The following is a 21,595-nucleotide window of genomic DNA, read 5'->3' on the forward strand; positions in this document are numbered from 1 at the left end:
CGCATCCGTGCGATGGCGCATTGGAAGGCGGTCACGAGAGCCATCGCCTGATCTATGACGGGCAACGCCATTCGTCCGTTCACTGCTCGCTAACGTGACAACTCCATCAGGTCGAATGATCCGTTCGTCGCAGGCGCCTGCTTGGCCACCCACGATACAGCGTTCTGCAACTCGGGAAAGGCGACATCAGCAAAGGCTTCTTCCATCGCTTGATGAACGTGCTTTTCGTGGTTGTCTTTCAATTCCTGCAAGGTTGAGGTCGTCCAATCTGCCTCGACCTTGTCGATGATCGTGTGATGATCAGTGCAAAGATAGATGAGATTGCGCACGTTATCGCGCTCATCGTCCGTCATCGATGCATCGTATCGCGCCGCGGTAGGCTTCTCGCCACGAATATGGGCAGCCTCTCCGACATACGTGTCGTCGCCCACCTTCGCCTCGTAGGTAAAAGGTGCTTGCCACACTTTGGGAATGCACAAACTCCGCCGCTGCGAAAAGCCAGGATGATCCTGGTCGGATAACTAGCGCCCACGGGCACCTCCAGTTTGCGCAGTGTGTTGTGCTGTCGCTGACCTCTGCGCCGCTGTGTTCACGGAACGAGGCTGAGCGCTGTTGTACTGGAGCGAGCGATGACGAGTCCTCCCTGTGGCGTGTCGAAGACTACTCATTGAGAGCGTCTTGTAGTTTTCTGATCTCGGTTAATATCTCGTCGAAAGCGGGCGGCTTCTCATCGAACATCATCGGTGCCATGGCGCGGTAATCGGCACGCAGATCCTTTATACGGGACTCGCTCGGCACTAGCCGCAATGACCCAGCCCGGGCGGTGTCATAGCTCGCCCAGCCCGACCGGAAGAAAATCGCTTTGTGCTTTGCCACCGTCTCCAGCAGGTCGAGATCCGCGACGGCCGCTTTACCTTCGTCGGTGCGCAACAGCATGGCGAGGTCATAATAGTGCCGCGAAAAATACTGCGGTGTCGCCGTCTCTTTCGGGCGGTGCGCCTCCGCGTGCAGTGCAGTCGCCTTTTCCCAAAACGTCCGCCGCGCGGAGAGGACAGTCACCGCGCTGTCTGGCTCCTCGAAAAAACCAGGATAGCTCTCTGCAGCGTAGGGGCGAATTATCTTCGTCTCGGTGGGCCAAGGATCACCCCGCGCGCCGAGCTCGAGCTTCACGCGTGGTGTGATGTAAGCCATTCCCTCGTATTCAGCAGCGGGCAGCGCGGTCGGATAGTGGAAATTGACCGTCTGCGCGTCATGGGGATCGATTTCGAGCGACCACTCTCCCTTGATCGGCTCGCCAAGGTGGTGGGCGATTGCAGCGCGAAGGGCGGGAAGCAGCTTTTCGACGATATGCTGCTCGACATCGCTCACGAGATCCTCAATGAGCTTATCGGCTTTTTTCTTGCTGATCCCGTCCTTCTCCGGGTCGCGGTCGCCCGTGTAGCCAAGGTCCGCTCGGTCGAAGGACAGATCTATATCCTCGGAAAAGCGACGGATGGCGCTGAATGCCTTGGAAAGGGACGTGCCGCCCTTGAAAACTAGAGTGGCAGCTTGCTTTTCAGGCAAGCTGAATAGTCTTTTCAAGGTCCAGCAGACCCAGAAGTCTTTCTCGATGATCGTGTCGGAAACTCCACGGGCCGCGCCGGTTTCCCCGAAAAGGGCGGCGCGGTCCTTGGATGGAAGGAGCGCCACCTTATCCATTGGCCTCTCCTATCACCGTGTTGGCAATTGAGACGAGCGTCGGACGCATCCACGCAGGCGCCTGGATCGCCGTAGAAGCGAGCGTCCTCTTATCGTTGGCCGTGAGACGACGGGCTGCGACTTGTGCTACATCGGCAGCACGGACTCGCCCGACATGGCGCAAGGCCTGGACAACGGTGCCAGCCGGGCTGCCGGGCGCGATCAGGTGCTTTGGCGAAGCATGACGCAGATCGACGACGCGTTTGCCCAGCACAACCCGGCGCGAAGGGCCGTTCGTGAGATACGTGCTCTTCGCCGGGACCTGGGTAGAAAGCCCCAACGCATTCGCCGCGCGCGCGCCGGCGATTTGCACCTGAGAGCCTGTTTCCCGTGCCAATGCCTGCGCGACATCGTCGGGCGCTGGTGAAAGCGGTCCAAGCTTCGGATGAACTTTCGGAAAATCGTAAAGACCCCGCGCCAGGCGGCGCAGCTTTCCGTTCTTTACAAGCCGGGAAAGGGCTTGGTCGACTGCAGCGCGTGCCGCTACGTCCAGGAAGTCACTCGGCGTGAAGACTCCACCGCGCCCGCGGGCACGGGCGCGCCTCATGATCTGATCTGGAACGGAAGCGATAACGTTTGTCATGTGTCAGAAAATAACCTATTTTTTTCTGACACTCAAGCCGTTGTGGAAAGCATGAAATCCGTCGGCCTGTGGTACCCACTAGGGGTCGGAACAAGAGGAGTGCGAAATCGTACGTTAAGGGCGAACGGAATGAGACTTATGCGGCCCGCCCCAGCCCGGCTGGCAGACGAAGCGATCGAAATCCGTTTGGCATCAGATGTTCGGCATCCCAGGTGTAGATGCCGGTAAGGTTGATATGCTCCCAACTGAGCGGCGAGATGTGCTTCAACAGAGTATCGGGAATGTCTCGTCCTACTCGTCTCAGCTGTGTGACCGCGCGATCAAGATAGTTGCGCCTAAGTGGGCAACATCCCTGTTAACTGCGGCCATTTTGCCCTTATCTCGAGCCCAACCCAGTCACACGCGCCTGATGCACCCGCCGCGCTATACGTCAGGGTCGCATGCTCCTAAACGCCGCCCTGATTTCCTGCGTGAAGAGTTCCGGCTCTTCCCAAGCGGCGAAGTGACCTCCCCTCGAAGCAACGCTGTAATAGACCAGCTGAGGATATGCGCGGGCCAACCACTTTCTCGGCGGTCGATATACCTCACCAGGAAACACGGTGACGCCGACAGGAACTTGCGATGGTCCCGTATTGGTCAGCCAGTAGAGGGTGATGTTGTCGAGTATCGCGTCCTTCGATAGAGCCTTTTCCGGCTCCCCACGAATAAACACCCAATCCGCGATCTTGTCGTAGAGCCAGGCGGCCAGTCCGACTGGCGAGTCCGCGATACCGTAACCGATCGTCTCCGGCCGAGTATTCATGATGGCGGCGTAACCCAAGCCATTGCTCAGGAAGTCCTTCGCTTCATCGAAGATCTTCATCTCGTCAGGGGATAGGCGTGCAGGTGCCGGAGCGCCGCTCCTCAATGCCTGGGCCGCGTCTGGCGGGAATGTCGTGGCTCGTTCGATGCGATTGACGTGAATGCCGATCAGGCCATCGGGCGCTTGCCGTCCGAGGGCGTCCGAAATGATGGCACCCCAGTCGCCGCCCTGAGAGACGTAGCTGTTGTAACCGAGGCGCTTCATGAGCATGTCCCACGCGCCGGCAATCCGTAGGGGGTTCCAGCCGACCGTCTTGGGTTTCTCTGAGAAGCCGAAACCGGGGATGGAGGGCAGCACAAGATGGAAGGCGTCTTCGGCCTTGCCGCCGTGCGCGGTCGGATCGGTCAGTGGGCCGACAACCTCAAGAAGTTCGAACACGGAACCAGGCCAACCATGCGTCATCACCAGCGGCATCGCGCCTGGATGCTTTGAGCGGACGTGAATGAAGTGGATATCGAGCCCGTCGATGTTGGTCAGAAACTGCGGATAGGCATTCAGCCGCTTTTCGGCGCTGCGCCAATCATAGTCGGTTCGCCAATACTCGACCAACTCGCGCAGCTTAGCCGGTTGTACCCCCTGCGACCGATCAGCGACTGTTTCACCATCGGGCCAGCGGGTAGCATCCAGTCGCCGTCTCAAGTCGATCAAGGCCGTTTCCGGGACATCTGCCTTAAACTCACGAATTTCGCTCTTCGAGGCTACCTTCGCCACTTCGGCCTCGTCCGCATTTGCAATCGACGGCGGAACGCCGTTGTACAAGGCGAAAACCGCCCCTCCCATCAACAGAGCGCGGCGAGATAGATCGATAGCATCAGGTCTTATCCGTTCGGTCATGACACGTACTCCTCCCTGCGGGCTATTTTACCGGTTCTACGAGTTTCGCATTGCTGGTGACGACGTAAGTCGCCAGTTCGGACGCCTTGCCACTACCGACATTTCGCGCCGAATGAGCAGCGCCGTCCGGTATGAATAGAGATTGCCCTGTATTGAGGGTAACGGCCTCCCTGCCTTCGAGCTTGTATTCTAGCGAGCCTTCGAGGACGTATGCGATTTCCTCGCCCGGATGCTTGTGGTTCCCCGCAAACGCGCCCGGGGCGAAATCGACGCGAACTTGAACAACCTCCTTGTTCGGGACGCTGATCTGGTTCTTCAAAAGATCGGTGCGGCGGATTTCAGGCTCAGCATGGGCGGGCTGGAAGGCGAAAATAGCGGCAAAAATTGCCGCGGGAACGATGAACCGAGCATTCATTGGATTACTCCTCCGTTGATGAGACAGGTGCGACTGCACCGCTCTTGCCCCTCTAAAATTGCGCCGCTTGGTATCGCCTATGTTTTCCAAACGGGCTAAAGTGTAACCAAGCGTCAGCGCCGGTTCGCCCAATACAATATGATACAAAAAGCTCCGCTAGCGAGGTCCTCTAGTGATTGACTGAATGTTGCATATGCATCATATGAGGCGCATTCGAAGTTGGTTCAGCGTCTGCTGTGCCCGAAACACGAAGGAGTCTTGAGATGTTGAAATACTCCATGCCGCTCTTCTTCTCGATTGCGTTGAGCGCCCCAGCCACCATTGGAGCCAACGTTGCATCCGCAGCCAGCCGCACCGAAATTGGCTACATCGATGTCACGCCCGACATCACCCTTCGGCGCATGGTCGCCAGCAGTGCAAATCCGAAGGGCACGGTACTCTTCCTGCACGGGTTCCCGGAGACCTTGCTGGTCTGGAAAGATATAGCCACAGCATTGGCCGAGGACTACGAAGTTCACGCCATAGACTGGCCCGGCTATGGGCTGTCATCGCGCCCTGCTTCGACAAAATTCTCCTATTCTCCGCGTGAATACGCCGATCTCCTGAAAGCCTATATCAAAGCTGCAGGCATCGATCGCTCGAAGCTGACGATCTACGCGACCGACATCGGTTCGTTGCCTGCGCTTCTGGCCGCCCTCAACGAACCAGACATTGCAAGAAAGATAATCGTCGGAGACTTCGCCCCCTTCGATCGGCCGTCTTACATGTATGAAACACTTCAAAACTTGAAGCACGAGCCTGCGGCAATGAAGACTCGTGCGTACATGAACGAGACCAGCACGGAGATCCTGGCGAATGCTTATCGTCGCGGCTTGGCCGCTGAAAAACAGTTCGATCTTCCGCCCGATGTCCTGAAGGACATGACGGAGGGATGGAGCCACGGCGAAATCACATCCGCCGACGCCTTCTACCACTACTACTCGCACTTTACCCGAGACCAGGACTATCTGGAGGCGCACCTCGCCGAGCTCAAGACGCCCGTGAAGGTCGTCTGGGGCGAGAACGACCTCTACATCAACAAGGCCATGGGCCAGGAGCTCGCGCAACGAACCGGCGTACCTCTAACCATCTTACCGGGTGTCGGCCACTACCCTCACCTTCAGACACCGCAGGATACAGTCGCCGAAATCCGCGCTGCCAACTAGGGATCAACCAGACTGTTCAGGTCGGCTACCCTTCTCGTGGAACGCTTTGGGCTATGTCGATGATTGCTTTCGCACCGTTCTTGCCAACAAGCCGCGTCGCCTTTCGCTGTGCTTCGCGCCAAGCGGGGCCCGCGGTATCGAGCAACTTTTTCCCGGTGTCCGAGATGACAACCGTGCGGCTGCGGCCGCCCTCCGTCGGGAGCTCCTCGATCCAGCCTTCCTTGAGCAGCGGCGCCAGGTTGCGGGTCAATGTCGTCCGATCCTGGAAGTTGGCGCGACCGATTTCGGCACGGCTGGCACCACCCAGTTTCGCAATCAGGATGAGCATCGAGAACTGGGACGCATTCAGGCCAAAACCACGCAATTCCTGATCATAGATATTCGTCAGGACCCTGGAGATACGTCTGGCCCGTGTGATCAGGCATCCTGATACCACCTCGCCAACGATATCTGACGTGAGATCCACTCTATCCATCATTCAACTCCAAGCACGGAAAGAATCCACCTCACATAGTGTATATACAACATACAGTCAAATACGGGAAATGATCGAAACCACGTCTTCAAGGCCGCAAAGCCCGTTCGATTTGCAACGTGGGGAAGCCTCGAAGTCGGCCGACATAGCGGCCATCAAACAACACCAAAGAAAGGATAAAGAAAAATGAACGAGAGAGTTATTGCTAGATCGGCCCCTGACGCACAACAAGCACGCGGCTTACCCGGTCATTCCACCGTCGGCACGAACGACCTGGATGCCGCTTCGGCGTTCTATGATCGGTTGTTTTCGATATTCGGCATCGGCCGGGTATTGGTTCAGCCCGGTCGCGCAGTTTACTGTGGACACAGAACTTTGGAGTTCGGAGTCATCAAGCCGTTCGATGGAGCGCCGGCGACTGTCGGCAGGGCCAAGTCAACGAGCCCCTGAAAAAGCGAGAGTCCATTCCCATTTTGCTCGTTCGTATTCACTTCATCATTGGCCATGATCGTCGTCATTCCCCGTGTTTTCTAACCGGTTTATTTTGCTGTCAGTTTCGTCCCGTCTTATCCAGCGGGACGTATAAATCTTGTCGGTTATTAGAGCCTGCCCGAGAACACCAAAGCCGCAGATGAGTATGATTATGAGCCACTCGGGAGGGTTGAACGAAAACACTACGAGCACTGCTACGAAATAAATTAGTAACGTTATATAAATTCGTGGTTTTCTTAATTCGTTCAAAATGAACGGTCTGTTATCTCGATCTTTCACTGTCGCCTAATCCCTGTATTGCTTGCCAGCCACGTTACGCTCCGGCGATATCGACCTGAACTCGGAGGTCCGATGTCGGGGCCAAATACTTTGCAATCTCATCGAATGAGTCGGTACGAGCGGCCTCTTGGATAAGAAGTACCCGATTACTGAAATATGGAAGTCTGCTTGTAGGCCCGTAGTATATGTAGAAAGGATGCTATAGTTGATCCCTGCGCGAAGAGATCAAAATTATATTGAAACTTGCCCACCAGATCATTGACGCCAGACCTGGTGGCATCCTGAATTGACTGGCTTTTATTGCAGCCCATGAAACCACCTCTTGAAAGTCGATTTGTTTAGATGGCGCACGCATACGGTGACCGAAAAAATCATCGGGCCCCCAAGGAAATTGAGCAGGTAGTAAGGTTGAAACTGGCCCCCTAAGGCTCCGAATAACGCACCGAAAGCTCCGTTTACTGTTATATGCGGTTCGCAGAGGCAAGAGACTGAAAACGCTAAATGACACCCCATGCCCGAAACCTCCCCCTCCCGGTCATCTCCCGCAACCCCAGTTCCAAAACAATCCGCCGCGCCGCCTGCGGCGTGACGTCGAGTGTCTTCGCCACCATCTTGGCCGACACCAGCGGCTTCGCCATCACCAGCTCGACCAGCCCCGGCAGTTTTGACGAGGTACGGCGCCCGTCGAGCTTTCGCTCCATCAGCGTTCGGGCCAGCGCCAGCCGGTCATGCTCTTTCATTCCGATCTCGGCGGCCGCCAAAAGACCGTGGGCGATGGCGAGCAGCCGGGTTTCGCGGTCGCGATGCCGGCGCCGATCGACGGGTATCGTTTTAAGGCCAATGTTGACGGCGGCGAGATGGGCGCCGGTGGTGATGCCGGCTTGGCGCAGGATCGAGGCTGACAACAGTCGACCAAGCCAGGGTGCGTGTTGTAGCACCGACAGTTCATTCCAGGCATCGAGGGCGATGATCGCCTGCAGCACCGCCGGCAAGTCTTGTGACTGCCGCAGCACGCCGCGCCATTCCTCGAGCCGTGCGTCCTCGTCCCAATCGAGATCATAGACCAGCGGATCGGCCGGAGCCCGGCCGGGCTTTTTTGCTCGTTCGATCGCCGCGTCAGAGCGCGCGAGGATCGCGTCGATCGCGGCATAGTCGACGCCGGCCAAGTTTTCGAAGTCGTCGTTGGCGCCCCCCTCCCCTTCCGGATCGATGGCGACCGCGGGCCGAACGACGCTGGCCGGCTCGACTGCCTCCGCGCCGACCGGATTGATGTCCGACGTCTGTCGCAAAGTTCGGATACCCTCTGCCGATAACGCCCAGCCAGGCAGTTGCCCCGAAATACGCCGGCGAGTGCGAAGCACGTCACGGGCGATGGTGAGTTCGTGGGTTGGGGTGCGGGTATCGCGGAAGGCGTCGTGGAGAACGAGGTCTTCGAGATGAACGAGCTCGCCGTCGATCCACAGCGAGGCACAGGCATCGGCGAAATGGATCCTCTCGATCCAGCCGGCACCCACCGGCGAACGGGCGATCCGCTCGTCGAGACGCGCCAGAGCGACACCGGCGTCGAAAGCCGGCCGCATCAGGGCTGTCATGCTGATTTTCGCGAGATGGTAAGTCATTGAAATCATGGTAAATGATTTGCTAAAGGAACTCTAGACGCTATTTATAGTTTCTCACATAGTATGACAGCGGGTTGGCGCTTTAACCATCGATAAGTATCGCTTATCGGAGGTGATGTGTACCATCGACTTGTACGCGTGGTGAAGCGGTGGTATTGATGCCTTCACAGCAAATTTCGGAGCCCCCGATGCCCCAGACCCGCTACAAGATCAGCGAAGCCCGCAAGAAGTTCGCAGAGGTTCTTGAACGTGCCAACCATGGCGAGGAAATCGTCATCATGCGCGGCAACGAGGTTTATGCCCGTATCGGTCCCGCGACCGACGGCGGAAAGCGTCCTTTTGGCCTGCTTCGTCACCGTGGCCTGCCCGACAGCCTGTTCGATAGCACCGATGCCGAGCAGACCGCGATCGACGCCGGCGATTTTAACGATGATACCGGCGTCTGGAAGGGCCGACCCGGCGATGGCGACCGCACGCCATGAAGATCCTTCTCGACAGCCATGCCATCTACTGGTGGGCAATCGGCAGCGATCGCCTGTCCGCGACGGCACGAGCGCTGATTGAGGACAAGGCAAACACGATTCTCGTCAGCGCAGTCTCCTTTTATGAGCTCGACAATAAGATGCGCCTCAACAAGCTTGATCTCAAGCCACAGGAATTGCGGGCAGCCGTCACAGAAAGCGGCCTGCAGACCCTGGCCATCAGTGATCTCCATGCCGAACTGGCGGCAAGCTTCGATTGGGATCACCGCGATCCCTGGGATCGTATTCTCGCCGCCCAGGCGCGGCTGGAGCATTGCACCTTCGTCTCGACAGATCTGGCGTTCGATGCGATTCTGCATGAGCGGGTCTGGTAGGAGGTGGGACTGTTGAAGATCTGCGCGGAACCTGCCGAGGCGGCCGAACGACTTGAGGAACTGATTGCTCTCGCCCAGCGCGGCGACGAGGTGAGCATTTGCCGAGAAGGAGTGCCGATTGCGGTGTTGACGGCTGAGCCGGAGGATTTCCAACGTCGCAGCGGTGGGCCCTGGGCACTGATGGCTGAAGGACGACCCGCGGATGACAGGCAAACGTCCAACCACGATGATTATTACGACGAGAACGGATTGCCAAAATGAGCAGTTCCTCGTCCCGTTCGATCGATAGACGCATCGAGACGTTGGACACAATCGCCGCGGTGCTGCCGATCGAGCGCCGCGATGAACTGGCTGACCTGCTGACCGACCAGGACGTCGAGACGCTGCGGCACCTGGTCAACGAAGGCATGGGTAAGAACACGCTGCGCGCCCTGACGTCCGACCTCGCCTACCTGCAGGCGTGGTCGCTAGCGGCGACCGGCACCCCCCTGCCCTGGCCGGCGCCGGAAGCACTGCTGCTAAAGTTCGTCGCCCATCATCTGTGGGATCCCGAAAAGCGTATCAGCGATGGCGATCACGGCATGCCGCACAATGTTGACCGGCTCCTGCGCGACCAGGGCTTTTTGAAATCCGTTGGCCCGCACGCACCCGATACGGTCCGCAGGCGACTGGCAAGTTGGTCGACACTGACGAAATGGCGTGGCCTGACCGGCGCCTTCGCCTCCCCTGCCCTCAAGTCAGCCATCCGGCTGGCGGTGCGGGCGACCCCGCGTCCACGAAAGCGCAAGAGCGCCAAGGCGGTCACCGCGGATGTGCTGGCCAGGTTGCTGGCGACCTGTAGCAGCGGCAGCCCGCGCGACATCCGCGACCGGGCGATGCTGATGGTCGCCTTCGCCTCCGGTGGTCGCCGGCGCAGCGAGATTGCCGGGCTGCGCAGGGAACAGCTCACCGTCGAGCCAGCTATCCCCGTTGAAGACGGCCGTGCCCTGCCCTCACTGTCGATCCATCTTGGACGCACCAAGACGTCCGGCACCGATGACGACGAGGTCGTCTACCTCACCGGCCGGCCGGTGGAGGCGCTCAACGCCTGGCTGGCGGCGGCAAGCATCGACAAGGGTAGCGTGTTTCGGGCGATCGATCGCTGGGGGAATGTCTCGCGCCGCACGCTCGATCCGAAATCGGTCAACGACATCGTCAAGCACCGGGCGGTGATGGCGGGACTCGACCCCCGGGAGTTTTCGGCGCACGGGCTGCGGTCGGGATATCTGACCGAGGCTGCCAATCGAGGTATTCCGCTTTCTGAAGCCATGGAACAGTCGCGCCATCGTTCCGTTCAGCAGGCGTCGAGCTACTATAATGATGCGACTCGTCGTAGCGGGAAGGCTGCAAGGTTGCTCTCCTGACATTGTGGCGCCATGAAGCGCGGACGAAATCACACCGCAGACGCAGGCCTAATTTCCACTTTTGGTCTTGAACGCCCCCTCGCCGCATATTGGCGAGGAGATCATGCGGGAATCTTTCGAGAAAGCATTCGGGCCGACAGAGCTATCCATCGTTGATTCTGTTTTCAATGAATGGCTTGCAGAAAGCGGCGTCACCAAAGACATGCTCGGAGGCCGAGCTTGCCGCGGCGGCGTTGATTAATCTCTTCCGCGAAGGACGCGACACTCGCGAATCCCTGACGACCGCCGTCGCTATGCATGGAGGATTGGCTGACCTCAAGGTACCCTGCCCGCTGCATCGAGTAGCACTGCTGTTAAGACGCGTTCGTGGCGAACGTGACGGTCCCGCTCCAGAATGTGCGAGCCTCGTGTGCCGGGTTCGGTCAGGTGTCAGTAGACCAATCGCGTCCGTATAGTTCCCGGAATTCCACGAAGCGCCTGTAGGATCTCGTCTGCATTTGCGGAAATACCTTCGGCCTCGATCACCACATAACCCGTATCGCCATGTGTCTGAAGAAACTCAGCGAGGATGTTCAGGCCACGCGACGAGAAGATTTCGTTAAGTTGGATGAGCATTCCGGGACGGTTTTCATGTACGTGGATGAAACGCGTGCCGTTCGGTCGCTCCGGCAGCTGGACTTGCGGAAAGTTAACGGCGCCCATCGTTGAGCCGATGTCGGAATACTCGACCAGCTTTCTGGAGACCTCTCCGCCGATGCGCTCCTGAGCTTCCTCCGTCGAACCGCCGATGTGCGGCGTAAGAATGACATTGCTCAAGCCCTGCAACGGCGTGTCGAAGCGCTCGTTGTTCGATGCCGGCTCCTTCGGGAAGACGTCGACGGCAGCACCCGCCAGATGGCCTTCCTGCAGGACTTTCGCTAACGCGTCGAGATCGACCACCGTGCCGCGGGAATTGTTGATGAAGATTGCTCCCTTCTTCATGCGGCGCAGCTCGGTTTCAGTGATCATGTTATGCGTCGAAGCCGTTTCGGGGACATGCATCGTCACATAGTCAGAGATTTCAAGAAGCTCGCCGAGCGAAGCCATCGACTCCGAGTTGCCCCGGCGTAGTTTGTCTGACAGATCGAAATAGCGCACCACCATGCCCATGCTTTCGGCAAGCGCGCTGAGCTGCGAACCGATATTGCCGTACCCGACGATGCCGAGCGTCTTGCCGCGGACTTCGCGGCTGCCAACAGCTGACTTCTCCCAGCCGCCCCCATGGGCGGACGCAGAACGGGGAAATATCTGCCGCGTCAGCATGATGATTTCGCCGACCACCAGTTCCGCCACCGAGCGCGTGTTCGAGTATGGCGCGTTGAATACCGGAATGCCACGCCTCCGCGCCGCATCCAAATCGACCTGGTTCGTGCCGACAGAGAAACAACCAACAGCGATAAGCTTCTTGGCGGATTTAAAGATCTCTTCTGTCAACTGCGTGCGGGAGCGAATGCCAATGATATGAGCGTCCGCGATTTGACTTTTGAGATCCTTATCATCTAGAGCCTTTGGCAGATGAATGAGGTTGGTGTAGCCGGACGACGAAAAGTAGTCCACGGCAGACTGACTGACCCCCTCAAGCAAAAGAACGGAAATTCGATCTCGCGGGAGGGAGAGTTCGCGGGTCATAGTTTTTGCTCCGATATTTTCAGCTTCAGTCGCCTACGGATGTCTAAGCTGCCGAATTAGTTACTAGCAATAACGCAGTGGCGCGAACAGATTTCGACGTAGAGAGGATATCGCTGCTTACTTCCTCACTAACATCAGCTTCGCAGTCTTTTTGAGTTTGTCGAAAAAAAGCAGGTTTCAGATCCAATAACACTTTGATTCACATACGTTAAATTCCAGAGAAAACGGCTGACAAGTGAGGCATTTATGACAGTCCGGAGTTAAGGTCAACTCTCAACCCGAGAGCCTCGTTTCTCCACCACTGGCCTTGAGAAGTGCCATCAGCATTGGACCGAGTGAAAACTCACCGCGCTCAGAACGCTTTGTCAGGTCGCGCAGGTATCCACCGGCCGAGTTGATCATGTTCGATCGCTGAAAAATGCACGCCATAGCGACAGCAGCGTTTTCGGGACCCATCGCTCCACACGCTTCTTCGTATGCAGATGGGCTGACACCGAGCATAGAACGGACGACCACCGCCGCTCCCATGAGGTCGCGCCAATGTTCAATCTTGCCGCCAGGCCCGTAATCGTTGATCTGGGGGCAGGCGCGAAGCACCATTCCCAGGGGAAACGCCTTGATCCGCTCGCTGTTGCGTTGCCCACCAGCTTGCCCTCTGCCTCTTGTTTCATGTTCTGGCTCTAACTTTTCGCCCTGCTCGTTGTCGGAGCAAGGTTCAAGTTCATGTATGGATTCGGGTTTTGAATTCTGTATGTGGCGACCATTTTGGATGGCATTGCCGTTCATATTTTCGGCTTTAATCTGGATTTCCAGCTGGTTAAGCACCTCTTCGCGAAGCAGCTCAATCTCATCGAGCGTAAACTCGACCTGCTGGCGGGTCGCATAGCGCGGAAGCCGCGCCAGGATCCCGACATACGTCTGTTCGGCAGCTTCCCAGTCTCCGCTGGCACCTTCTTCAATAGCGGCAGTAATGAGCTTGCGAACATCCCGCCGGCAGATGGTCAACGCTTCCTTGGCTCTTCGGAAACGGACCCGTTCAGCAACTACATCCTGGGCGAGCTGAGCGAGTTCGTCCGACCGAACGGCCAATGGGGCCAAGTCAAAACCGTACGCCTGCTCGATCTCACCATCCCGATCTCGATGAGCGTAGCGCTTCCCATTGGGGCTATCGCGTCTCTGAATAAGGCCCGTCTCGACGAGCGCGGCCAAATGCCTGCGTAGCGTCGTTTCCGCCATACCATGAGCGCGGAGCGATAGTTGGCCATTCGACGGAAAGACAACCAGCCCGCGCTCTGTGTCAAGTTCGTTGTCAGGATAAAACGTTAACAATGCATCGAGCACCGCGAGTGCCCTGTCTTGGAGTCCCAGCCGTTCACGCGTCTCACTGATGTCGCGAAAGACCTTCCACTTATCGACACACTTATGCATTTTTGATTCTGCGATAGAAAGCTGGCCTCTCACCAAGGCAAGCGTCATAGATCGGCGCCCGAAGGGCGTCGACACATGTCCCGTTTGCATTTTTCTCTCACCTCTCGTTGGGCAAAAGAAGTCCGCTCACCAAATCGGCGCCAAAGACTCTTGACTGTGATTCCCGGAAGTGCGATTCTCGATCTTGCTAAGGATAACGAGAGAGGCTTCCGCGGGGTACCGTTTGGGGGCCTTTTTCTTTTGCGGTTCAGTCTCCGTTGTTGTCAGATTTAGACTGCCGGTATTCATCATACAGCTGGTCCATGCGGCTCGAGAGCCAGTCACTGAATGGCTTGGCTTCTGTATTAGAAAACTCGATGGCCACTTTCTTGGACTTGGCATTCATCGAGAAATTCAATGAGCTGTCACGCGAGACCCACTCGCTCCCAGTTTCCGCCGCCTTTGGCTTCCTTGCATCCGATTTAGACTTATAGCGTTTGAGATACTCGTGTAGATCATCAAACCTCTGTTCCTCGGAAAGCTCAAGGAAACCAGCGTTAGCCACACGGTCCATCGAAGCACGCAGTAGGGCAGGGGTAAGCACCAGTTTCCTGAGGCTAAGCCATTTGTCGCGCCCTATTTTCTTCGCGGCTCCAACCGCTTTGATGACTGGGGCAGGGATGACTTCGACAACGCCTAGCATCTTCGATAGCATCGCTTCATCGATGGCAAGCGATGTTCGAACGACGTCTTTGGTCATTCCAGTAGCAAGGAGGTTCTGAGCAAAGTAGGCACGTTCGATAAACGACAGATTGGAGCGGGCCGAGTTTTCCTGGCCTTGTGCAATTGCCGAGGCAATATCGTCGAGTTTCTTGACGATCGCCTTAACTGGGATTCCGAGCTCGCGAGCGACCTTCATGCGGCGATGGCCGAATATGACCGTGTAGCGCTGCCCATCCGCGCTGGGGCGCACGAGAATAGGCGTCGACTGTCCGGATTCCCGGATAGCCTGCTTCAGCTCCTGATATTCCTCTCCGTCATCAGAGAGACGATCGGAGATTGAGGAAGCGTCGAGGGACTGTGGATCCAAATCCACAATAACCTCACCCTCCATGAGTTTCTTGGTATTTTCGGCCAGGTCTTCGATCGAGCGAACCACAGTCTTTGCGGCACCCGTCATCGCATAGCCGGGCTTAACCGGCGATTTGTCGGTCGAGATTGACGCGATGTCGAGCTTTGCAAATGGATTGTCACGCGCCATGATCAATCTCCAACGGAGCTCTCAACTGAGCTAAAGCACTATGATACCTTGCAAAAACAGGAAAAAAACCGGCTGACAATGCTATCATTTCCTCCCCCAAGCATTGTGTATAAGGTCCACGATTTCACCGTTTGCCGCGTTGAGGCTTTCCATCGCTCGATCGTAGGTAGACCGAACGAAGTCGCCCCGTTCGACCTCGTACAAAGTCTGCTTCTTGATGGAAGCATCGGAGATCGCGGTCGACTTCAGGACATGATTTCGCAGCATCTGCTGCGCGAACATCGATTGCATGAAGCCGACCATCTGCGCTTGCGGGATGTCGGTTGGCTCAAAGCGCGTCACGAGGTATCGGAACCATTCGACCCGGATTTCTGCGCCCGCCTCCGCTACGGGAGTCATAATCCCGCCCAACATCTGAAGGAACTGGCTCATCGACATGATGTCGAGCATTTGGGGATGGATGGTAATTAGGATGCCGGTTGATGCCATCAAAGCGGTGATCGTGAGATAGCCAAGTTGAGGTGGGCAATCGATGACTACCACATCGTATCGGTCGTCCACGTCCCTCAACGAATTGACGATGCGCATGTGAAATAATCGGCCCTCATCCCCTTTCCGCGAGGAGATGGACAGCGGCACGTCGTATTCGAATTCCTGCAGCACAAGATTTGCCGGGACCACATCCAGTCCAGGAATATTCGTTGGCTGAATGACCTCAGAGATTGACTTGCGCTCATCATCAAAACGCAGCGCTTCATACAACGATGCGGTTTCATCGAGTTCGGGCTGAATGCCAAATAGCGATGTAAGTGACGCCTGTGGATCGAGATCGATGGCGAGCACACGATGGCCAGTGAGCGCGAGGTATTGGGCTAGGTGCGCAGCTGTCGTCGTTTTTCCGCTGCCGCCCTTAAAGTTGACGACCGAAACAACCTGCATCGGCTCGCCCTCTCGACGCTGTGGGACATAGTAACGCCTGTCGGACTTTTTGTTGGCCTCAAGGTAATCGCGAAGTTCTAACATCTGGTCGGCCGTATAGTAGCGCCGGCCGCTAATTGATTCGATCTCCGGACCTTTGCCCTCTGAATGGATCTGTCGAAGGTGGCTCTGGGTAACACCCATGAAATCAGCCACTTCTCCAAGCTGAAACTTTCGTAGCCCCTTACGCGCGTCCGGGGGATATTGCTGGCTGCGCAGCATGTGCAACGCACTTGAGATCTTCGCCCCTTGCTGGGCGATCTCGACATCAAATCTGTTGGGCAGCTGGCTCATTTTGCAAACTATTTCCTAGGTGACTTCAATTTCGAAAAAATGGCCACAAAGCCATCATTTGCGCAACTATTCTCCGATTCTACCTGCGCGACAAGAAATTTAAAGTTAACAAAGTCTTAAGTCGATCCTGTGCCTTTCCGAGATTCGCGAAATACGCATGTATTTTCCGCATGTTAGGTCTCCTTTTCTCGTACCTCGCCTTTCATCTTTCCTGTGAGTCAACTGCCGAAATTGAAGCAGACATCGCTCCCCGGCGATCGAATCGAGGCGAACCTGACGGAATCACCCGCGACTCGCGAGGTGCAAAATTGCACATGGACTTCGCGCGGCCACCGGGGTCTGTCTCCTGTCGCACTCAAACGAGGAGACGAGCTTCCCCATGCTTCAGTCGCACTCCCGCCTTGTCCGCAAACTCCAGGACGCACTCGGCGAGCGTCTTTGCGTCGCCCTTGAAGATCCGACAGTCGTCGAGATCATGCTCAACCCGGATGGCAAGCTCTTTATCGAGCGCCTGGGTCACGGCGTCGCCCCAGCCGGCGAAATGCAGGCAACCGCCGCCGAGACTGTTATCGGATCGGTAGCGCACGCTCTCCAGTCCGAAGCCGACGGAGAACGACCAATCATCTCCGGTGAACTGCCGATCGGCGGCCACCGCTTCGAAGGTCTTTTGCCACCCGTCGTCAACTCGCCAACGTTTACGATCCGCAGACGCGCTTCACGGCTCATTCCACTCAACGACTATGTGACCACAAAGATCATGACCGAAGCTCAGGCTTCGATCATCCGCAGCGCCATCACCAACCGGCTGAACATCGTCATCGCTGGCGGCACGGGCTCAGGTAAGACGACACTCGCGAATGCGGTCATCGCTGAAATCGTTTTCGCCGCGCCGGAAGACAGGATGGTGATCCTCGAGGATACGTCCGAAATCCAATGCGCCGCAGAGAATGCCGTCTGCCTCCACACGAGCGACGCGGTCGACATGGCCCGACTTCTCAAGAGCACGATGCGCCTGCGTCCCGACCGCATCGTCGTTGGCGAGGTGCGCGACGGCGCCGCACTGACGCTCCTGAAAGCCTGGAACACAGGACACCCCGGAGGCGTCACGACGATCCATTCCAATTCAGCCATGTTGGCACTTCGACGCCTCGAGCAACTGACGTCGGAAGCCAGCCAGCAGCCAATGCAAGCCGTAATTGGCGAGGCGGTCGATCTCGTCGTCTCGATCGAGCGCGCCGGGCGGGGCCGCCGGGTGAGGGAGGTCCTCCATGTCGAGGGGTTCAACGGCTCGCGCTACCAGACAGAACACTATCCGCAGATCGATGAGGACAGTCATGCTGCATAATCGCTTTCTCCGTTTGGGAGCAATCGGCGCACTGATTTGCGTCTCTCTCGCCGACCCCGCACTCGCAGGCTCAGGCGGAAGCCTGCCTTGGGAGGGCCCCCTCGAGCAGATCCAGCAGTCCATCACGGGCCCGGTCGCCGGCTATATTGCATTGGCCGCGGTCGCGATTGCCGGCGGCATGCTGATCTTCGGCGGCGAGCTCAACGATTTCGCACGGCGATTGGTGTACGTGGTCCTGGTCGCAGGAATCCTGCTCGGCGCGACGACTATCGTCGGCCTCTTCGGCTCGACCGGCGCTTCGATCGGTGGTTCGTTTGTCGCCGAGCAAAGCGCGGTCCCGAATGCAAATCGGGTCCGGGGAGGGGAGGGGCGTCATGGCTGACGGGCTTCATCGCAACCGGATCCACCGCGCTTTGTCGCGGCCGAACCTCTTGATGGGAGCGGATCGCGAACTCGTGCTGCTGACGGGGCTCGCCGCGATCATTCTCATCTTCGTCGTGTTGACCGTCTATTCTGCCCTGTTCGGCATCGTGATCTGGTTCGTGGTCGTCGGCGCGCTCCGCATGATGGCGAAATCCGACCCGATGATGCGCAAAGTCTACGCACGCCATATGCGGTATCGGGCGCATTACCTTCCGACCTCCGCGCCCTGGCGCCAATACTGAGGATCTGGCGATGGTCGCTTTACGAACATTTCGATCGACTGGTCCATCATTCGCTGACCTCGTTCCCTATGCGGGCCTTGTCGATAACGGGATCCTTCTGCTGAAAGACGGTAGTCTGATGGCCGGTTGGTATTTTGCTGGTCCGGATTCCGAAAGCGCAACTGATTTCGAGCGCAACGAGCTTTCCCGCCAGATCAACTCGATCCTCTCGCGACTGGGGACGGGCTGGATGATCCAGGTCGAGGCCGTGCGCGTGCCGACGACGGAATACCCATCTGCTGAACGCAGCTATTTTCCCGACACCGTAACGCGGCTGATTGACGACGAACGCCGGCGGCACTTCGGTCAAGAACGAGGTCACTTTGAAAGCCGACATGCGCTTATTTTGACCTATCGGCCGCCCGAACGACGCCGGTCGGGCCTGACCCGCTACATCTACTCGGATACTGAGAGCCGCTCAGCGAAGTATGCGGACACCGCTCTTGATGCGTTTCGGCGCTCAATCCGGGAAATAGAGCAATATCTCGGCAATGTTCTCTCGGTGCAGCGCATGCAGACCCGAGATGTGTCCGAACTGGATGGTGCTCGCGTTGCGCGCTACGACGAGCTCTTCCAGTTCATTCGGTTTGCCATCACCGGCGAGAACCATCCGGTCCGCCTGCCAGAAATTCCCATGTATTTGGACTGGCTCGCGACAGCGGAGCTGGAGCATGGACTGACGCCGCGGGTCGAAGGCCGACTCCTCGGCGTGATCGCGATCGATGGGCTTCCAGCCGAGAGCTGGCCAGGGATCTTGAATAGCCTTAACCTGATGCCGCTGACATACCGCTGGTCGTCGCGTTTTATCTTCCTTGATGCCGAGGAAGCCAAGCAGCGGCTGGAGCGGACCCGCAAGAAGTGGCAACAGAAGGTCAGGCCCTTTTTCGACCAGCTATTCCAGACGCAGTCCCGGTCGGTCGATCAGGATGCGATGGCCATGGTCGCCGAGACTGAGGATGCGATTGCCGAAGCCTCATCTCAATTGGTGGCCTACGGCTATTACACCCCCGTCATTGTTCTCTTCGACGAAAACCGCTCCGCACTGCAGGAGAAGGCGGAGGCGGTTCGTCGCCTCATCCAAGCGGAAGGCTTCGGAGCCCGCATCGAGACGCTCAACGCGACAGATGCTTTTCTCGGTAGCCTACCGGGCAACTGGTACTGCAATATCCGCGAACCGTTGATCAACACGCGCAATCTAGCCGACCTTGTTCCGCTGAACTCGGTCTGGTCGGGGCAACCCGTCGCCCCGTGTCCGTTCTATCCTCCCGATGCGCCTCCGCTCATGCAGGTGGCGTCCGGCTCGACCCCTTTCCGACTTAACCTGCATGTCGACGATGTCGGCCATACCTTGATTTTCGGGCCAACCGGCTCCGGCAAATCCACGCTCCTCGCGCTGATCGCCGCCCAATTCTGCCGGTATCCCGCCATGGAAAAGCTTGAGATCATCCGGTTGGTCGAGCAGTCACATCTTTCAGCCAGGCAGACACTCGACAAGCTCGGCGTTCCCCGCCAGACCTTCTATCGCCTCCTCTCCCCTTGCCACGGATATCCGTCAGCGTCAACAGGAAGGCGAAGGCGCAGCCGATGACGAGCGAGATCAGCGTCTCGACGACGGCGCGCACCTTGCTGGAGTCCCAGCTTTCGTCGAGGTGCTGGGTCGAGAGGGAAGTGACGTAGTGAAGGAACGGTTATATCGCGGCCGACCGAAGATTCAACGCATCACCTGCCGGGCAAAGGGTATGACCGGTTCCAGACCCACGGTGTCGAGGGGCTGGAGGACCGGACATCCGCGCCGTCACGGGTGTGGAACCGCATTCCCGACGATGTCCGGGATCGCATTGTCACCATGGCACTCGACCATGCCGATCTGTCGCCGCGCGAGCTGGCGGTGAAGTTCACCGATACGGAAAGCTATTTCGTCTCAGAGGCTTCGGTCTATCGCCTCCTCAAGGCCCACGACCTGATCACCTCGCCCTATTTCGTCTCAGAGGCTTCGGTCTATCGCCTCCTCAAGGCCCACGACCTGATCACCTCGCCTGCCTATATCGTCATCAAGGCCAATGACGAGTTCAAGGACAAGACGGTTCGGCCAAACGAGATGTGGCAAACCGACTTCACCTACCTCAAGGTCATCGGCTGGGGATGGTTTTACCTGTCGACCATCCTCGACGATTATTCCCGCTACATCATCGCCTGGAAGCTGTGCACCAGCATGAAAGTGGACGACGTCACCGACACGCTTGATCTGGCGCTGGCCGCCTCAGGCTGCGATAAGGTCAAGGTCGAACGCCGGCCACGCCTGCTGTCCGACAACGGCCCGTGTTACGTCGCCTCCGATCTCGGCGAATGGCTGGAGAAATACAAGATCGCCCAAGTTCACGGTGCTCNGATTGCCGCTCTGACGGGCGTTACCGTTTTTAACACCGGCCACGCCTGCTGTCCGACAACGGCCCGTGTTACGTCGCCTCCGATCTCGGCGAATGGCTGGAGAAATACAAGATCGCCCAAGTTCACGGTGCTCCCGGCCACCCGCAAACGCAGGGCAAGATCGAACGCTGGCATCAGACGYTGAARAATCGCATCCTGCTGGAAAACTACTTCTTCCAGGAAGACCTCGAAGCGCAGATCGCGGCTTTCGTTGAGCATTACAATCATCGCCGTTACCACGAGAGCCTCGACAATCTCACCCCGGCCGACGTCTACTTCGGACGCGGCCAGACCATCCTGCTCGAACGCGTAAGGATTAAACGAGACACAATCAAACAGCGCCGCTTGAACCACCAAGCCAAAGCGGCTTAAATCAATCCGCAAACCGAGCCGGAAACTCCACTCTTCCAGAGCCCAAAAAGTCTCAATTCATTCGACGACGGACAGNAACCACCAAGCCAAAGCGGCTTAAATCAATCCGCAAACCGAGCCGGAAACTCCACTCTTCCAGAGCCCAAAAAGTCTCAATTCATTCGACGACGGACAGGTCCCACCGGCCGGCTGATCGTCGGCAAGGCCATCGCAAAGGGAAACGAGGTCGTTGCCCTCGTCCGTTCCAAGGCAAAAGCCGCGGATCTCGCCGGCGCCTAATTGATCGAAGGCGATGCCCTGCGCCCCACTTTGTGTCAACGAGGGCTCTGCTGCAAGATTCCCGAAATATTATTGATCGCCGTGCCGCCACGGGTGCGAT

Annotated in this window: 19 protein-coding genes and 6 pseudogenes; 13 read left to right on the top strand and 12 right to left on the bottom strand. The window is 57.6% G+C overall.

Features of this window, described 5'->3' with window-relative positions; translation table 11 throughout:
• Positions 1 to 89: 89 nt before the first annotated feature.
• From ASC90_RS13845 to ASC90_RS13865, 6 genes and pseudogenes are all read right to left on the bottom strand, one after another.
• The gene (locus tag ASC90_RS13845) at positions 90 to 431 is read right to left on the bottom strand and encodes an HNH endonuclease (RefSeq protein ID WP_244480388.1); all 342 of its coding nucleotides are present in this window, start codon (positions 429 to 431) and stop codon (positions 90 to 92) included.
• Positions 432 to 660: 229 nt separating this feature from the next.
• On the bottom strand, positions 661 to 1,698 hold the full coding sequence (locus tag ASC90_RS13850) for a nucleotidyl transferase AbiEii/AbiGii toxin family protein (protein ID WP_056541259.1): 1,038 nt from the start codon (positions 1,696 to 1,698) through the stop codon (positions 661 to 663).
• Positions 1,691 to 2,284, bottom strand: coding sequence for a DUF6088 family protein (locus ASC90_RS13855; protein WP_056541401.1), 594 nt, complete (start codon positions 2,282 to 2,284; stop codon positions 1,691 to 1,693). Before ASC90_RS13855 ends, ASC90_RS13850 begins: the two co-directional genes overlap by 8 nt.
• A gap of 172 nt (positions 2,285 to 2,456) precedes the next feature.
• A pseudogene (locus ASC90_RS28225) lies at positions 2,457 to 2,648 on the bottom strand (Tn3 family transposase); the annotation flags it as partial.
• 102 nt (positions 2,649 to 2,750) lie between these two features.
• Positions 2,751 to 4,016: an epoxide hydrolase family protein gene (locus ASC90_RS13860; protein ID WP_056541262.1), complete on the bottom strand. Its 1,266-nt coding sequence runs from the start codon at positions 4,014 to 4,016 to the stop codon at positions 2,751 to 2,753.
• Positions 4,017 to 4,038: 22 nt separating this feature from the next.
• Entirely contained in the window at positions 4,039 to 4,431 is a 393-nt protein-coding gene (locus tag ASC90_RS13865; protein ID WP_056541265.1) for a cupin domain-containing protein, read from the bottom strand.
• A gap of 263 nt (positions 4,432 to 4,694) precedes the next feature.
• Here ASC90_RS13865 and ASC90_RS13870 point away from each other — a divergent pair, with 263 nt between their 5' ends.
• Positions 4,695 to 5,636, top strand: a complete 942-nt coding sequence (locus ASC90_RS13870; RefSeq protein WP_056541269.1) for an alpha/beta hydrolase — start codon at positions 4,695 to 4,697, stop codon at positions 5,634 to 5,636.
• Positions 5,637 to 5,661: 25 nt separating this feature from the next.
• Here the strand turns inward: ASC90_RS13870 and ASC90_RS13875 are convergent, their stop codons facing one another.
• The gene (locus ASC90_RS13875) at positions 5,662 to 6,114 is read right to left on the bottom strand and encodes a MarR family winged helix-turn-helix transcriptional regulator (protein ID WP_056541272.1); all 453 of its coding nucleotides are present in this window, start codon (positions 6,112 to 6,114) and stop codon (positions 5,662 to 5,664) included.
• Between the two features lie 183 nt (positions 6,115 to 6,297).
• Between ASC90_RS13875 and ASC90_RS29975 the strand changes: the two are divergent.
• Positions 6,298 to 6,537 (top strand): annotated as a pseudogene (locus ASC90_RS29975) (VOC family protein); the annotation flags it as partial.
• Between the two features lie 842 nt (positions 6,538 to 7,379).
• On the opposite strand, the gene ASC90_RS13880 reads toward ASC90_RS29975, so the two are convergent.
• Positions 7,380 to 8,510: an RHE_PE00001 family protein gene (locus ASC90_RS13880; protein ID WP_056541275.1), complete on the bottom strand. Its 1,131-nt coding sequence runs from the start codon at positions 8,508 to 8,510 to the stop codon at positions 7,380 to 7,382.
• Between the two features lie 179 nt (positions 8,511 to 8,689).
• Between ASC90_RS13880 and ASC90_RS13885 the strand changes: the two genes are divergently transcribed.
• Genes ASC90_RS13885 through ASC90_RS13900 form a run of 4 tightly spaced genes read left to right on the top strand, consistent with a single transcriptional unit; the run spans position 8,690 to position 10,760 of the window.
• Complete coding sequence (locus tag ASC90_RS13885; RefSeq protein WP_056541277.1) at positions 8,690 to 8,983, top strand: type II toxin-antitoxin system prevent-host-death family antitoxin; 294 nt, start codon at positions 8,690 to 8,692, stop codon at positions 8,981 to 8,983.
• Positions 8,980 to 9,357 (top strand): type II toxin-antitoxin system VapC family toxin, encoded by a 378-nt coding sequence (locus tag ASC90_RS13890; RefSeq protein WP_056541281.1) that lies wholly within the window; start codon positions 8,980 to 8,982, stop codon positions 9,355 to 9,357. The genes ASC90_RS13885 and ASC90_RS13890 overlap by 4 nt, the downstream gene beginning before the upstream one ends.
• Positions 9,358 to 9,369: 12 nt before the next feature.
• Positions 9,370 to 9,618: a hypothetical protein gene (locus tag ASC90_RS13895; protein ID WP_056541284.1), complete on the top strand. Its 249-nt coding sequence runs from the start codon at positions 9,370 to 9,372 to the stop codon at positions 9,616 to 9,618.
• On the top strand, positions 9,615 to 10,760 hold the full coding sequence (locus ASC90_RS13900) for a tyrosine-type recombinase/integrase (protein ID WP_056541286.1): 1,146 nt from the start codon (positions 9,615 to 9,617) through the stop codon (positions 10,758 to 10,760). The genes ASC90_RS13895 and ASC90_RS13900 overlap by 4 nt, the downstream gene beginning before the upstream one ends.
• 429 nt (positions 10,761 to 11,189) lie before the next feature.
• Here the strand turns inward: ASC90_RS13900 and serA are convergent, their stop codons facing one another.
• The 4 genes from serA to repA all read right to left on the bottom strand — a co-directional run bounded on the left by serA (position 11,190) and on the right by repA (position 16,368).
• Positions 11,190 to 12,428, bottom strand: a complete 1,239-nt coding sequence (gene serA / locus ASC90_RS13910; protein WP_056541292.1) for a phosphoglycerate dehydrogenase — start codon at positions 12,426 to 12,428, stop codon at positions 11,190 to 11,192.
• Positions 12,429 to 12,701: 273 nt separating this feature from the next.
• Positions 12,702 to 13,946, bottom strand: a complete 1,245-nt coding sequence (gene repC, locus ASC90_RS13915) for a plasmid replication protein RepC (RefSeq protein ID WP_056541295.1) — start codon at positions 13,944 to 13,946, stop codon at positions 12,702 to 12,704.
• A 157-nt stretch (positions 13,947 to 14,103) separates the two neighbouring features.
• Positions 14,104 to 15,096, bottom strand: coding sequence for a plasmid partitioning protein RepB (gene repB / locus ASC90_RS13920; protein WP_056541298.1), 993 nt, complete (start codon positions 15,094 to 15,096; stop codon positions 14,104 to 14,106).
• 84 nt (positions 15,097 to 15,180) lie between these two features.
• Entirely contained in the window at positions 15,181 to 16,368 is a 1,188-nt protein-coding gene (repA, locus tag ASC90_RS13925; RefSeq protein ID WP_056541302.1) for a plasmid partitioning protein RepA, read from the bottom strand.
• Positions 16,369 to 16,747: 379 nt separating this feature from the next.
• On the opposite strand from repA, the gene trbB reads away from it, so the two are divergent.
• The 7 genes and pseudogenes from trbB to ASC90_RS28240 form a co-directional block, all read left to right on the top strand.
• Positions 16,748 to 17,713: a P-type conjugative transfer ATPase TrbB gene (gene trbB / locus ASC90_RS13930; protein ID WP_056541305.1), complete on the top strand. Its 966-nt coding sequence runs from the start codon at positions 16,748 to 16,750 to the stop codon at positions 17,711 to 17,713.
• Positions 17,703 to 18,095, top strand: coding sequence for a TrbC/VirB2 family protein (locus ASC90_RS13935; protein WP_056541307.1), 393 nt, complete (start codon positions 17,703 to 17,705; stop codon positions 18,093 to 18,095). The genes trbB and ASC90_RS13935 overlap by 11 nt, the downstream gene beginning before the upstream one ends.
• On the top strand, positions 18,088 to 18,378 hold the full coding sequence (locus ASC90_RS13940) for a conjugal transfer protein TrbD (protein WP_056541310.1): 291 nt from the start codon (positions 18,088 to 18,090) through the stop codon (positions 18,376 to 18,378). The genes ASC90_RS13935 and ASC90_RS13940 overlap by 8 nt, the downstream gene beginning before the upstream one ends.
• A gap of 10 nt (positions 18,379 to 18,388) precedes the next feature.
• Positions 18,389 to 19,837 (top strand): annotated as a pseudogene (locus tag ASC90_RS13945) (conjugal transfer protein TrbE); the annotation flags it as partial.
• Positions 19,832 to 19,942 (top strand): annotated as a pseudogene (locus tag ASC90_RS29980) (helix-turn-helix domain-containing protein); the annotation flags it as partial. The pseudogenes ASC90_RS13945 and ASC90_RS29980, both read left to right, overlap by 6 nt.
• A 207-nt stretch (positions 19,943 to 20,149) precedes the next feature.
• Positions 20,150 to 20,804, top strand: a pseudogene (locus ASC90_RS29545) (DDE-type integrase/transposase/recombinase); the annotation flags it as partial.
• A 34-nt stretch (positions 20,805 to 20,838) separates the two neighbouring features.
• A pseudogene (locus tag ASC90_RS28240) lies at positions 20,839 to 21,216 on the top strand (integrase core domain-containing protein); the annotation flags it as partial.
• Positions 21,217 to 21,595: the final 379 nt, after the last annotated feature.

Origin of the sequence: Rhizobium sp. Root1220 (assembly GCF_001426265.1) — a bacterium.
Lineage (GTDB): Bacteria > Pseudomonadota > Alphaproteobacteria > Rhizobiales > Rhizobiaceae > Rhizobium.

Coding starts and splice junctions, on each gene's coding strand:
- ASC90_RS13850 (WP_056541259.1), bottom strand. CDS start 1,698: ATGGATAAGGTGGCGCTCCTTCCATCCAAGGACCGCGCCGCCCTTTTC.
- ASC90_RS13855 (WP_056541401.1), bottom strand. CDS start 2,284: ATGAGGCGCGCCCGTGCCCGCGGGCGCGGTGGAGTCTTCACGCCGAGT.
- ASC90_RS13860 (WP_056541262.1), bottom strand. CDS start 4,016: ATGACCGAACGGATAAGACCTGATGCTATCGATCTATCTCGCCGCGCT.
- ASC90_RS13865 (WP_056541265.1), bottom strand. CDS start 4,431: ATGAATGCTCGGTTCATCGTTCCCGCGGCAATTTTTGCCGCTATTTTC.
- ASC90_RS13870 (WP_056541269.1), top strand. CDS start 4,695: ATGTTGAAATACTCCATGCCGCTCTTCTTCTCGATTGCGTTGAGCGCC.
- ASC90_RS13875 (WP_056541272.1), bottom strand. CDS start 6,114: ATGATGGATAGAGTGGATCTCACGTCAGATATCGTTGGCGAGGTGGTA.
- ASC90_RS13880 (WP_056541275.1), bottom strand. CDS start 8,510: ATGATTTCAATGACTTACCATCTCGCGAAAATCAGCATGACAGCCCTG.
- ASC90_RS13885 (WP_056541277.1), top strand. CDS start 8,690: ATGCCCCAGACCCGCTACAAGATCAGCGAAGCCCGCAAGAAGTTCGCA.
- ASC90_RS13890 (WP_056541281.1), top strand. CDS start 8,980: ATGAAGATCCTTCTCGACAGCCATGCCATCTACTGGTGGGCAATCGGC.
- ASC90_RS13900 (WP_056541286.1), top strand. CDS start 9,615: ATGAGCAGTTCCTCGTCCCGTTCGATCGATAGACGCATCGAGACGTTG.
- serA (WP_056541292.1), bottom strand. CDS start 12,428: ATGACCCGCGAACTCTCCCTCCCGCGAGATCGAATTTCCGTTCTTTTG.
- repC (WP_056541295.1), bottom strand. CDS start 13,946: ATGCAAACGGGACATGTGTCGACGCCCTTCGGGCGCCGATCTATGACG.
- repB (WP_056541298.1), bottom strand. CDS start 15,096: ATGGCGCGTGACAATCCATTTGCAAAGCTCGACATCGCGTCAATCTCG.
- repA (WP_056541302.1), bottom strand. CDS start 16,368: ATGAGCCAGCTGCCCAACAGATTTGATGTCGAGATCGCCCAGCAAGGG.
- trbB (WP_056541305.1), top strand. CDS start 16,748: ATGCTTCAGTCGCACTCCCGCCTTGTCCGCAAACTCCAGGACGCACTC.
- ASC90_RS13935 (WP_056541307.1), top strand. CDS start 17,703: ATGCTGCATAATCGCTTTCTCCGTTTGGGAGCAATCGGCGCACTGATT.
- ASC90_RS13940 (WP_056541310.1), top strand. CDS start 18,088: ATGGCTGACGGGCTTCATCGCAACCGGATCCACCGCGCTTTGTCGCGG.